Origin of the sequence: Methylotuvimicrobium buryatense (genome assembly GCF_005931095.1) — a bacterium.
In the GTDB taxonomy this organism is placed as follows: Bacteria; Pseudomonadota; Gammaproteobacteria; order Methylococcales; family Methylomonadaceae; genus Methylotuvimicrobium; species Methylotuvimicrobium buryatense.
The window spans coordinates 4,261,659-4,274,117 of the sequence record NZ_CP035467.1 but is presented as its reverse complement, the minus strand read 5'-3'; the positions used below and the strand labels follow the sequence as shown (position 1 = coordinate 4,274,117).

10 protein-coding genes are annotated in these 12,459 nt (G+C 48.8%); 9 read left to right on the top strand and 1 reads right to left on the bottom strand.

The features are described 5' to 3' along the window. Positions 1 to 87: 87 nt before the first annotated feature. From EQU24_RS23110 to lspA, 4 genes are all read left to right on the top strand, one after another. Entirely contained in the window at positions 88 to 177 is a 90-nt protein-coding gene (locus EQU24_RS23110) for a lipid II flippase MurJ (RefSeq protein WP_017842034.1), read from the top strand. 454 nt (positions 178 to 631) lie between these two features. Continuing rightward, on the top strand, positions 632 to 1,561 hold the full coding sequence (ribF, locus tag EQU24_RS19090; protein WP_026130320.1) for a bifunctional riboflavin kinase/FAD synthetase: 930 nt from the start codon (positions 632 to 634) through the stop codon (positions 1,559 to 1,561). Between the two features lie 15 nt (positions 1,562 to 1,576). Next, complete coding sequence (gene ileS / locus EQU24_RS19085; RefSeq protein WP_017842036.1) at positions 1,577 to 4,402, top strand: isoleucine--tRNA ligase; 2,826 nt, start codon at positions 1,577 to 1,579, stop codon at positions 4,400 to 4,402. A 15-nt stretch (positions 4,403 to 4,417) separates the two neighbouring features. Next, positions 4,418 to 4,891, top strand: coding sequence for a signal peptidase II (gene lspA / locus EQU24_RS19080; protein WP_017842037.1), 474 nt, complete (start codon positions 4,418 to 4,420; stop codon positions 4,889 to 4,891). Positions 4,892 to 5,366: 475 nt separating this feature from the next. Here lspA and ampD read toward each other — a convergent pair whose 3' ends face one another. Then, positions 5,367 to 5,969, bottom strand: coding sequence for a 1,6-anhydro-N-acetylmuramyl-L-alanine amidase AmpD (gene ampD, locus EQU24_RS19070; protein ID WP_014149994.1), 603 nt, complete (start codon positions 5,967 to 5,969; stop codon positions 5,367 to 5,369). Positions 5,970 to 6,001: 32 nt separating this feature from the next. On the opposite strand from ampD, the gene nadC reads away from it, so the two are divergent. From nadC to EQU24_RS19045, 5 genes are all read left to right on the top strand, one after another. Further along, on the top strand, positions 6,002 to 6,832 hold the full coding sequence (gene nadC / locus EQU24_RS19065; RefSeq protein ID WP_017842039.1) for a carboxylating nicotinate-nucleotide diphosphorylase: 831 nt from the start codon (positions 6,002 to 6,004) through the stop codon (positions 6,830 to 6,832). A 1-nt stretch (position 6,833) separates the two neighbouring features. Beyond that, positions 6,834 to 7,316, top strand: coding sequence for a flavin reductase family protein (locus EQU24_RS19060; protein ID WP_017842040.1), 483 nt, complete (start codon positions 6,834 to 6,836; stop codon positions 7,314 to 7,316). A gap of 296 nt (positions 7,317 to 7,612) precedes the next feature. Beyond that, the gene (locus tag EQU24_RS19055) at positions 7,613 to 8,296 is read left to right on the top strand and encodes a hypothetical protein (RefSeq protein WP_017842041.1); all 684 of its coding nucleotides are present in this window, start codon (positions 7,613 to 7,615) and stop codon (positions 8,294 to 8,296) included. 70 nt (positions 8,297 to 8,366) lie between these two features. Continuing rightward, positions 8,367 to 10,571, top strand: a complete 2,205-nt coding sequence (locus EQU24_RS19050) for a putative bifunctional diguanylate cyclase/phosphodiesterase (RefSeq protein ID WP_017842042.1) — start codon at positions 8,367 to 8,369, stop codon at positions 10,569 to 10,571. 307 nt (positions 10,572 to 10,878) lie between these two features. Beyond that, a protein-coding gene (locus tag EQU24_RS19045) for an IS3 family transposase (protein WP_085986407.1) occupies positions 10,879 to 12,077 on the top strand; the annotation gives its coding sequence in 2 pieces (ribosomal slippage) (positions 10,879 to 11,155 and positions 11,155 to 12,077; 1,200 coding nt in all). The last annotated feature ends 382 nt before the right edge of the window (positions 12,078 to 12,459 follow it).

The window sequence follows — 12,459 nt, the reverse complement described above, 5'->3', positions numbered from 1 at the left end:
AGTCGTTTTGGGCAGGGAGATTGTTAAAACAACAATGATCGCCAGTTTTATGACGATGCTTTCGCGTATTGTGGATGCCTTAGAAATATGTTGATTGCCAGGCTTTTCGGCGTCGATGCGGCTCCTGATGCATTTTTCGTGGCTTTCAAAATACCAAATTTTTTGCGGCGCCGATAGTGGCTTTGGCCTGGAGCGTTTTACTTGCGGGTTTGTTGTGACTTAGGTTGAGTATAGGCGGCGCGTTTTTCCAGCAATTCCCAGTTTGAGCAGTTTCGCCGATTTTAGGGTGTGGGGTATGCCTGTCGAGGAACGCCGTAAACCCATCCATGGGGGCTTGGCGGCAGCTAAGCGCCAAGGATGGTGTGAATGCAGATTTTGCATTACGCCAAGGATGGCGTGTAGTAGGGCAATGCAGGACAGAAAAATGCTCCTGCATTTTCTGCATTCATTACATCCATGTAACTCAGCAATTGCCGAGGAGCAAAAATCTGCCCCTGCTGCCGACATCCTCGCCAAGCATACCCCACACCCTTTTTGATTTCCAAATTGGGAATTGCTGCTGGGGTGCAAATTGTCGGTCACATACGCCGGATAATGGTAGAATTCACTGTTTTTCCAGCAAGATGTGTTCATGCGATTGATAAGAGGATTGGCTCACATTGAGCCCATGCCGAAAGGTTGTGTGCTGACGATAGGCAATTTCGACGGTTTGCACTTAGGTCACCGGGCGGTTATCGACAAATTGGCACGGCAAGGCCGGGAAATGGGGTTGCCGTCGGTCGCTTTGATATTCGAACCCCAGCCATTGGAATATTTTCAAGGCAGAAATGCGCCGTCGCGTCTGACCCGATTACGGGAAAAAATTATTCAGTTCTCGGATTCGCCGATTGATCGAGTATTGATACTACGTTTTAATCGCTTCTTTGCCGATTTGGATGCAGAGGCTTTTATCGAAGGTATTTTGCTGAAACGGCTGAATGTCAAATATCTCGTGGTCGGTGATGATTTTCATTTCGGCAAGGCGCGGCGCGGTAATTTCGCGATGCTGAAGGAAAAGGGCCTTGAATTCGGCTTTCAAGTCGAAGATACGCCTTCTTACCAATTGGACGGGCATCGAGTTAGCAGCACGATGATTCGGGATGCCTTGGGCGAGGGCGACTTGGATTATGCGGCCAGTATGCTGGGGCGTTCTTATTCGGTTTGTGGTCGAGTGGCCTATGGCGATAAGATAGGGCGCACGATAGGATTTCCAACCGCGAACATTCAGCTATCGCGAAAAAACACGCCGATCGAGGGTGTGTTCGCGGTTGTCATGACAGGCATCGACGGACGGGAAATTCCCGGTGTTGCTAATGTCGGAACCCGGCCGACCGTGGGCGGCGGTTCGAAGGTGATTTTGGAAACCCATTTATTCGATTTCAATCGCGATATTTACGGGCACTATGTCGAAGTGCATTTCAAGAAGAAAATAAGAAATGAAATGCGTTTTCCTTCGCTGACCGAACTCAAGGCGCAAATCGTCAACGATGTGGCCGAAGCTAAAAAAATTTTACTGATTTAACTTAAGTTAACGACGATGGATTATAAAACTACACTGAATTTACCTAAAACGGACTTTCCGATGAAAGCCAATCTGGCGCAACGCGAACCGGAGCGGCTGGCGGCTTGGAACGACATCGATCTGTATCGAAAAATCAGGGAAGAGTTTGCCGGCCGCCCTCGCTTCATTCTGCATGACGGACCTCCTTATGCGAACGGTGCGATTCATATCGGTCACGCGGTCAATAAAGTTTTGAAAGATATCATCGTCAAGTCTAAATCATTGAGCGGATTTGATGCGCCTTATGTACCGGGTTGGGATTGTCACGGTCTACCGATCGAGCTGATGGTCGAAAAGAAAGTCGGCAAGGCCGGCGGCAAAGTTTCCGAGGCCGAATTCCGCAATGCCTGCCGCGACTATGCGGCCAAGCAAGTCGAGATGCAAAAGGGCGAATTCATTCGCTTGGGTGTATTGGGCGAATGGGATAACCCGTATTTGACGATGAATTACAAGTTCGAAGCCGATATCGTTCGCGCACTCGGCAAGATCAGCAAAAACGGTCATCTCAGTAAAGGCGCTAAACCTGTACATTGGTGTACCGATTGCGGTTCGGCGCTGGCCGAGGCCGAAGTCGAATATGAAGACAAGCATTCGCCGGCCATCGATGTGCGTTTTCAGGTCGTCGATGAAGCCGCATTTTTGGCGCGCTGTCATCATGTGCCCGAGCACGAAGGCGAAGGCCCAATCTCGGTCGTGATTTGGACGACCACGCCGTGGACCTTGCCGGCCAACCAGGCTGTAGCATTGAACCCGGAATTGGAATATGCGGTCGTGCAATGCGAAAAAGACGGCGCGAAGGAAAGGCTGGTCTTGGCCGAAGCCTTACTGAAAGATGCAATGCTTCGTTATGGCTTTGAAGATTATCATGTGATCGCTTATTGCAAGGGCGACGCTTTGGAAAATCAGTTGTTGCAACATCCGTTCTATGCGCGCCAAGTGCCGGTGATACTCGGCGATCATGTCACGATCGAGGCAGGTACCGGGGCGGTACATACTGCGCCCGGTCATGGTCAGGAAGACTATGTCGTCGGCTTGAAGTACGATTTGCCGGTCGATAACCCGGTCGGCGACAACGGTGTATTCTTGCCGAATACCGAATTGTTTGCCGGCGAGCATGTTTTTACCGCGAACGATCATGTCTTGGCTGTTTTGGCTGAGCGAGGAAAACTGGTGCATCACGAATCGATGCTGCACAGTTATCCGCATTGCTGGCGGCATAAGACGCCGATCATCTTCCGCGCGACGCCGCAATGGTTTATCTCGATGGAGAAAAACGGTTTGCGCGACAAGGCGCTTGAGGAGATAGGCAAGGTCCAATGGATACCGGACTGGGGGCAGGCCCGTATCGAAGGCATGGTCGGCGGCCGTCCGGATTGGTGCGTATCGCGTCAGCGTACCTGGGGCGTGCCGATTGCGTTATTCGTGCATAAGGAAACCGGCGACTTGCATCCGAACACCGAGGCATTGATCGAACAAGTGGCTCTGCGCATCGAACAAAAAGGCATCGACGCCTGGTTCGAATTGGACGCGGCCGAATTACTCGGTGCCGATGCCGAACATTACGAAAAAATGCAAGATACGCTCGATGTCTGGTTCGATTCCGGTGTGACGCATTATGCCGTACTCGATGCCCGGGATAACCTGGATTTTCCGGCAGACTTGTATTTGGAAGGGTCGGATCAACATCGCGGTTGGTTTCAATCGTCCCTCTTGGCATCGGTTGCGATGCGCGGTGTGGCGCCTTATAAAGCGGTATTGACGCACGGCTTCACGGTTGATGCGGACGGCAAAAAAATGTCCAAGTCGAGCGGTAACGTTGTCGCGCCGCAAACGATCATGAAAACCTTGGGTGCCGATGTGTTGCGTTTGTGGGTTTCGGCGACCGATTATCGCGCCGAAATGAATGTCTCGGACGAAATTCTGAAAAGAACCTCCGATGTCTACCGACGCTTGCGTAATACCGCGCGTTTCTTGCTGTCCAATTTGGACGGCTTCGATCCGGCCCTGCATAAGGTTCCTGCGAACGAACTATTGGCATTGGACCGCTGGGTCGTCGACCGCGCTTATTGTTTGCAGCAAGAGGTCGTTGCCGCATACGAAAGCTATCAATTCCACCAGGTCTACCAAAAAGTGCATAACTTCTGCGCAGTCGACCTCGGCGGGTTTTATCTGGACATCATCAAAGACCGGCAATATACCGCGAAAGAGGACGGTTTGGCGCGCCGTTCCGCGCAAACCGCGATGTATCATGTCGCCGAGGCATTGACGCGTTGGCTATCGCCAATCATCAGCTATACCGCCGACGAAATCTGGCACTATTTGCCGGGGCAGCGCAGTCAATCCGTATTTCTCGAAACTTGGTACCAAGGGCTTTTCGAGTTGGACAAAGATTCTTCGATGGACAGAGCCTTTTGGGTAAAGGTAATGGCCGTGCGCGAAGCGGTCAGCAAGGAATTGGAGCGGGTGCGCAAAACCGGTGCGATCGGCGCATCCCTCAATGCCGAGGTCGCTTTGTATGCCGACGAACGCTACTTCCCTGTCTTGAAACAACTCGAGAGCGAATTGCACTTTGTGTTTATTACGTCTGCGGCAACTGTTCAAGAGCTGGCATCGAGTCCCGATGATGCCGTTCAATCCGAGTTGGAAGGATTAAAGATCAAGGTTTCGGTATCCGAGCATGCCAAATGCGTGCGCTGCTGGCACCAGCGCGCCGATATTGGCGTCGATCCGAATCATCCGGAATTGTGCGGACGCTGCGTCGAGAATATAGTCGGCGACGGCGAAGTCAGGCATTACGCGTAAATAAGGACTAGTCGTATGTATAAATGGCTTTGGTTATCGTTTGTCGTGCTGGTTCTGGATCAAGTTACCAAGCTTGCGGTAGCGGCAAACATGCAGCTTTATCAATCGATTCAAGTATTGCCGTTTTTTAATCTGACCTATGTGCATAATACCGGTGCGGCGTTCAGTTTCTTGAGCGAAGCCGGCGGCTGGCAGCGCTGGTTTTTTGCCGTGCTGGCCTTCGTGATCAGCGTTGTGATAACGGTTTGGTTGGCAAGGCTCAAGCGGCATGAAACCCTGTTGGCGGTTTCGTTGGCATTGGTGCTGGGCGGTGCGGTCGGCAATTTGATCGACCGGCTCGCTTACGGTTATGTAATCGACTTTCTCGATGTTTATTATCAGGATTGGCATTGGCCGGCGTTCAACATCGCCGACTCGGCAATTACGATCGGTGTCGCGTTGATGATTGCCGAGTCGTTCGGTTTTGGCAAAAAAGACGAAGCCTCGTGAAAAAGCGGTGTGTACGCAATGCGTACCTTTTGATGAGTATCCTGACCCGGTTCGCTCGAAAGGGTTCTCGAAGCCTACACTACGTTACTCCCTTTATACTCAAAAAATGGCTAACTTTATGAAGGTGTGGGGTGTGGCTAGCGAGGATGTCGGCAGCAGGGATCGCTGCCGTCAAGCCCCCATGGAAGGGTTCACGGCGGTCCTCGATAGACACATCCCATACCTTTTATTCTTAGACGGTTTTTCAATCAAAAGGGAGTAGGAATATGCACAAAATAACTTCTACAAGCATTAAGCATTGTGGCGGTTCGGTGACTCGCTTGACAGGACGCCGTGAATACGCCCATGTAGGCTTGACGGCGGAATCTGATTGCCATGGATGGCATGAATGCAGATTTTGCATTACGCCATGGATGGCGTGTAGTAGAGCAATGCAGGAGCAATTGCCGAGGAGCAAAAATCTGCCCTGCCGCCGTCACCTGTCAATCGAGCCACCGAACCCCCTTTCCACATTTGTCGAAGTTATTTCATGCTCGTTCCTTAATAAATCGAGCAGCCTATCCCAATCGAACGACGGGCCCGGGTCGGTCTTGCGGTTAGGTGCAATATCGCTGTGTCCGGTCAGCGTTTGTTTGGACAATTTCGGATAATGCTTAAATAGACACTGGAGCGTTGCCGCGAGTTGTTCATATTGCTCGTCGGTGTAGGGAGATGTTTCGGTCCCTTCGAGCTCGATGCCGATTGAAAAATCATTACAGCGTTCGCGGCCTCGATAGCTTGAAAGGCCCGCATGCCAGGCGCGTTTGTCGAATGGTACGTATTGTACGACTTCGCCGGTCCTTCGGATCAGCAAATGCGCCGAGACTCTTATTTGATGAATGTCTTGAAAATAAGGGTGATCGCCGGGACATAATGTATTGCTAAACAAGCGGTCGATATGCGGCGTGCCGAATTCGCCGGGCGGCAAGCTGATGCAATGAATCACAATTAGCGAAATATCGTTAGGGTCGGGGCGTTCGTCATGATTCGGTGAAGGCCTTTGCGTACAATCATCGAGACAGTGATTCGAGAGTATCATGGGCTTTTTAAAATTATGCGGAGCATTAAAGTATGAACCAATCGTCCATTATTGAGCAAATTCAACTTTTCCTCGAAGAAGATATCGGTACCGGCGATATTACCGCGCAAATCATTCCCGAAAACAAAAACGCTCGGGCTGAAGTCATCACGCGTGAAGACATGGTTTTGTGCGGACACGCCTGTTTCGACGCCGTGTTCCGGCTCCTAGACGAAAATGTACATATCGAATGGCTAGTCACCGAAGGTGATAAGGTCTCCAAGGATACTGTGCTATGTCGGTTACAGGGTAATGCTCGTGCCTTGTTGACCGGCGAACGAAGTGCGTTAAATATTCTACAAACAATGTCCGCAACCGCGACGCAAGCGAGAGAATACGCCGATGCCGTAGCCGGAACGAATTGCCGAATCCTCGACACGCGCAAAACCCTACCCGGTTTGAGAAAACTTCAAAAATACGCAGTGGCTTGCGGCGGCTGTATTAATCATCGGCTTGGGCTGTTCGACGGTATCTTGATCAAAGAAAATCATATCATTGCGGCGGGCTCGATTGCCGCCGCAGTGCAAATGGCGCGCGAAATATCCGAATTGCCGGTCGAAATTGAAGTGGAGAATCTTCAAGAGTTTGAACAGGCGCTTGCTGCCGCGCCGGACCGGATCATGCTCGATAATTTCAGCCTTCACGATTTGAAGGCCGCGGTTAAGCTAAACGGCGACCGGGTCGAGTTGGAAGCGTCCGGTAATGTCGATCTGAAAAGCGTTAAAAAAATTGCCGAAACCGGCGTCGATTTTATTTCAGTAGGGGCTTTGACCAAAAATGTTAAAGCGATCGACCTTTCGATGCGTATCAACCTGGTGAATTGACATGAGCGAAAAAATAGCGGATTTATGCCGGCTAATCAATCACGGCGTTTATGTGATCGGCGTGCGCGACCGCGAAAAAACCAATGCCTTTACCGCAGCGTGGCTCATGCAGGTGTCTTTCGATCCGGTCATGTTGGCGCTGAGCATCAATCCTGAGCACAATTCTTATCGGCTGCTCGAATCGGGCCGATGCTGTACAGTCAATGTCCTAGGTCGAGATCAAATGGCTATCGCGGAACATTTCGGCCGCTCCGTACCCGATAAAATGACGGGATATGCCTGGCAACAGGCGAAAACCGGCGCACCGGTATTACCTGAAAGTCTCGCCTATTTCGATTGCGAGCTCAGCCATTTCACCGATGCCGGCGATCATCGCATCGCTGTGTTGAGCGTCGTCGATGCGGCGATGCTTAGAAGCGGTCCTTCGATGCTCTATAGTCAGACCGGCGATATGGATGGCAGCAGTGAGCTTTACCAGGAATAGCAAGAATAAGCCTTCCGCTGTTGTTTGATAGACCCCACATGGCTGATGTACGCGATGATCAGCTGTTTCATCCTTCGATGCCGCTCGGGATTCTTTCCATTCCTTGGTCTAGCTAAATTTCATTAGCAAAAGCTACGGGTCGATTTGCTGCCAGAAGCAGATCTCTCTTATTCGATTTTCTGTACTCTGAAACATCAGTTCGTAAGTATTCATACGTATAGTTTTCAGATGATGATTCATAGATACTAACCCCCCGATAAAACAGAATAATCCTATATCTTAAGAGAGAGCTCACCATGATGAATCGTACCTTTAATCTTAAGGTCTCATCTTCACAATCCCATAGAGAAATTAGCCGTAACATCGCTTTCCATGAAGCGGGCCATGCTGCAGCCATACATTTGGGCAACCAACAGAAAGGACTGCCGCCGGTTTTTTTTCAGATATGTGTCAAACCGTTAAATACCGACTTTCAGTCGTCCGAGCGTTTGGGAGATCGATCGGCTCGCTATATGGCTAAAGTAGAAGGTGGTCGCTTGATTCATACGATAGCAACCTCGTTTCACGAAACGACAAAATACTTTTCTAATGCACAAAAGCTTGTTTATCAGTGTGCTTTCGAAGCCGATATCATCAATTTACTCGTTGGACCGCTGGCCGAAGCCAGATATATCGCATTGCGCGACAATGAGCCCATAAACCCTCGGCTAGTGAATATCGAGGCGCTGCAATATTATGGCGGATCATCCGATTTGGAGCTAGTCAACGAGTATCTTGATTGCTTTGTTGTGACTCGGGAACTTAGAGAGAAAAAACTCAATACGCTCTTCATGGACGCATTCAATTTTATCAATGATAGGTCAAATTGGCTCGCAATTACTGCGCTGGCCGACTTTGTGTTATCGACCGATAGAAATGTCCTTCAATTTGAACAAATTGGATCAATACTTGACCAGGGCAAGATACTGACAAAGAACTAACTAAAAAGGCGCTATCGACAACTAGTCTAGGTTCATTGTTTTCAATAAATTCGAGGGGGTTAGCTGTTTTATGAAAAAGATGCCCCATAGCACTATCGATGACAGCCATCTGCCTCAGCAAACTGAACTACAACTCAGTAAAATGTCGGCGGCAATCGCCCAAAAAGCGACAGGTTCCCAAAATCTACAACGCCAACTAAAAGCCCGCCGGGGCGAACTGGACAAGTTGCGCATTGCCCCGACTCAACTTGATGCCTCGTTAGAACGTTACAACAAGCTCGACGATTTTATACCCGTTGCCTATTTCATGCTGGCCTCCGATAGCAGCATTGTCGATGCTAATCAGGCTGCAGAGTGGCTGCTTGGCATACCGCGGTCGACTTTATGCCTACAACATTTTGCAAAGCTAGTCGCTGAAGAGTCTCAATCTACATTCAATGCTTTTCTGGAGAAAACATTTTCAATCAGGCATCATCAAAGCTGCGAGGTGACGTTAAAAATAGCCGGGCGAATGATTTGGATAGAAATTAAGGCCATTGCCGATCCTTTACTTCAAATCTGTCGTGCCGCGGTTTCGGACATTACCGAACGCAAGCAAACCGAGCGTCGATTACAAATTGCCACAATGGCCTATCAGGCGATAGACGAAGCTATTTTGATTACCGACGCCAGTTACCGTATCGTTGCCGTCAATCCCGCTTTCACAAAACTTACCGGCTACACCGAAGAGGAAGTCGTCGGTCAATTCGCACATTTTTATAAATCCGAGTGCCATGACAGTCGTTTCTATTTGAATATCTGGAAGGCCTTGCGGAAAACCGGACATTGGCAGGGCGAGATTTGGAAGCGTCGCAAGAATGGTGAAATTTATCTTGAATGGTTGAGAATCAATACCAATTACGACAGCAACGGTAAGGTACTGCAGCGTGTCGCGATTAGCACCGACATTACCGACCGCAAGCGCGCGGAAGAAACGATGTGGAAACGAGCAAACTTCGATCAGCTAACCTGCTTACCCAACCGGTATTTGTTTTATGACCGCATGCAATTGGCAATCAAACAAGCCTACAGGGAAGGTCGGACGATGGCTTTGATGTTGCTTGACCTCGACCGTTTCAAGGAAATCAATGATACCTTGGGGCACGACATGGGTGACAGTCTGTTGTTGGAGATTGCGCGGCGGTTGAACCATTGTGTGCGCGAGACCGACACGGTGGCGCGCTTGGGCGGCGATGAGTTCGCCATTATTCTGAATGAAATGGAGGATCGTGTCAGCATTGAACGCATTGCTCAAGGTATATTGCAACAACTGGCTGAGCCGCTTTTGTTGAATGGCAAAAAGGTCAATATTTCCGCTAGTATCGGTATCACATTTTATCCGGAGGATGCCTCCGAAATTGAAACATTGATGAAGAATGCCGATCAAGCCATGTATGACGCCAAAGAGGCGGGCCGTAACCGGTTCAGTTATTTCACTCATACCATACAGGAGACTGTTCGATCCCAAGCCATTTTAGATAACGATTTGCGAGATGCGCTTGCCGATAATCAGTTGCAGTTGCACTATCAGCCCATTATCGAATTGGCAAGCGGAGTAATTTATAAGGCGGAGGCGCTGATCCGCTGGCGACATCCGCAGCAGGGATGGCTTAATCCGACGGATTTTATTGCGGTTGCCGAGAAAACAGGATTAATCGTTGAAATTAGCGATTGGGTATTTAAAGAAGCGGCACGACAAGTGAAGCTCTGGCGAAGATATTTTGATAAACGTTTTCAGATCAGCATCAACGGCTCTCCAATGTTATTCCATTACGGCAGCGAACATCAAAATAGTTGGTTCGAGCATTTGCAACAAAATGGACTTACGGTTGACAGTATTGGAGTCGAAATAGGCGAAGGTCTTCTATTGGACACTTCACATGCTATTTCAAGCACTTTGTCTTCGTTCTGTGAAATTGGCATGCCGATCAGTATCGACGATTTTGGCACCGGTTGCTCATCATTGTCCTGCTTGCAAAAATTTCATATTGCATATCTAAAAATAGATCGGTCGTTTGTCAGCCAGTTGCTGAATCAATCGAATAAAATAATGCTTTGTGAAGCGATGATTGCTATGGCGCACAAACTCAAGATAAAGGTGATCGCGGAAGGGGTGGAAACCCATGAACAGCGAGAGCAACTCGAAAAAATGGGCTGTGATTTTGCTCAAGGTTACCTACTTTCAAAACCCCTATCCGCCGAAGCCTTTGATACGTTGCTACAGAAACGCGAATGAACGGTCGACTGAAAAACAGGTTTGAGTCTTTTCTGAAATCATCACTACTTTTACCCTACCCGGACAAGCCGGAACCGAAAAGGACTGCCCAAAAATGCATAAGTTTCTGTTTGTATTGAAAATAGGGGGGGTCCTGTCAGAAAATGTTAAGACTTGGTCGATAAGTAGCTAATCAGTGTTTTAAAAAACCAGATATTGACGCAATTCGAGCGATCGTTGAGATCTCTTTGCTTGTAAAGAATATAGTGGACCCCAAAATCCAGACAATAGTTTAAGATGGTGTCTATCATAAAAAAGGTAGGCGAGAATGAGTGAAAAAAAGCGCACGTTGATGACCAGTACACAAAAGGCTAAAGTGGCACTGGAGGCTGTAAAAGGGAGTAAAACGGTTAATGAAATAGCACAAGACTATAGTGTTCATCCGACCCAAGTAGGTCTATGGAAGAAGGCTTTATTGGAAAATGCCAGTCAATTGTTTGACGTAAAGCGTGGCCCCAAGGCCATTGATCCGCAAAGCGATCCAGAGCGCTTGTACGCCAAGATTGGCCAGCTCAACATGGAGCTGGAATGGCTTAAAAAAAAGTCCGGGATCAACCTTTAAGCCTGCGTCAGGGCTGGATTAATTCAAGTGCTGGACTGTCGGTAGCCGCACAGTGCCGACTGGCTGGCATCGCACGATCGACAGTGTATACGGACAAGCACGAAGTAGATGAAGTCGAACTGATGTTGCTACGCTTACTGGATGAAGAATATACTCGGCATCCCTTTTATGGCAGCCGGAAAATGACGGTTTGGCTACGCATGCAAGGTCACGCCGTGAACCGAAAGCGTGTGCAACGCTTGATGCGGATATTGGGCCTGATTGCGATGGTTCCAGGCCCGAATACTAGCAAAAAACATCCTGAACATACGGTTTATCCGTATTTGCTCAGAGGGCTCAGTGTGATTCGCCCGAATCAGGTCTGGAGTACGGACATCACCTACATCCGGCTCGCACATGGTTTTGTATACCTGGTGGCGATTATGGATTGGTACAGCCACAAAATCTTGGCTTGGCGGGTGTCGAACACGATGGATGTTGGGTTTTGTGTGGACTGTTTAACGGCTGCTCTCAAGCAATACGGAGCACCGGAGATTTTCAACACCGACCAGGGTTCGCAATTCACCAGTGACAAATGGGTCGCTGTGTTACAAGAAAACAGCATCAAAATCAGCATGGATGGACGGGGGCGAGCATTGGACAATATCTTTGTTGAACGTCTCTGGCGGAGTGTTAAGTACGAGGATATTTATCCGAAAAACTATGTTTATATGCCTGAGCTATTGTTGGGGTTGACCGAGTATTTTGCCTTCTACAACGGTGAGCGATATCACCAGGCATTAGGCTATAAAACACCTGATCAAATCTATCAGACAGCGGAAGGCGGTGGGGCAATGATTGTGGATAAATTTAACGAACGGACAGATAAAGAGACTACCGGCGGACTCCATGTGGACAAAGCGTGAATTTCCTTCGGAACGTGTGGATAAGCTGATAGAAAACTGCTTAGGCAGTTTACCACGAGCTTACCCACACTAATTCACCCTTTGACCACATTCCGCCGCAGCAAGCATGATGGAATATCAAAATGCCTGCGGCGCAATAATAACAATTTAATAAAATGAAAAAGGAAATGACTTAATTTTTGAGTCATTGGTTTAGACAATAGAGAAGAATTGGGGCAGCGCCAGTCAGCTGTAACAAAGACAACACCCTCTTAAACTCGGTGATAAATTGTCTGGACAATGGGGTCCACTATAGAATGAGAGCTTATTGACAGTAGATGAGAGAAAGAATATCAATTTGTTAGGCAAACACAATTTATGTAGCTCGACCCAAAATTGACAC

Bases quoted from the DNA above. Each gene is read 5' to 3' on its own strand.
- ampD (WP_014149994.1), bottom strand. From the start codon at position 5,969: ATGATACTCTCGAATCACTGTCTCGATGATTGTACGCAAAGGCCTTCA.
- EQU24_RS19055 (WP_017842041.1), top strand. From the start codon at position 7,613: ATGATGAATCGTACCTTTAATCTTAAGGTCTCATCTTCACAATCCCAT.
- lspA (WP_017842037.1), top strand. From the start codon at position 4,418: ATGTATAAATGGCTTTGGTTATCGTTTGTCGTGCTGGTTCTGGATCAA.
- EQU24_RS19050 (WP_017842042.1), top strand. From the start codon at position 8,367: ATGAAAAAGATGCCCCATAGCACTATCGATGACAGCCATCTGCCTCAG.
- ileS (WP_017842036.1), top strand. From the start codon at position 1,577: ATGGATTATAAAACTACACTGAATTTACCTAAAACGGACTTTCCGATG.
- nadC (WP_017842039.1), top strand. From the start codon at position 6,002: ATGAACCAATCGTCCATTATTGAGCAAATTCAACTTTTCCTCGAAGAA.
- EQU24_RS19060 (WP_017842040.1), top strand. From the start codon at position 6,834: ATGAGCGAAAAAATAGCGGATTTATGCCGGCTAATCAATCACGGCGTT.
- EQU24_RS23110 (WP_017842034.1), top strand. From the start codon at position 88: ATGTTGATTGCCAGGCTTTTCGGCGTCGATGCGGCTCCTGATGCATTT.
- ribF (WP_026130320.1), top strand. From the start codon at position 632: ATGCGATTGATAAGAGGATTGGCTCACATTGAGCCCATGCCGAAAGGT.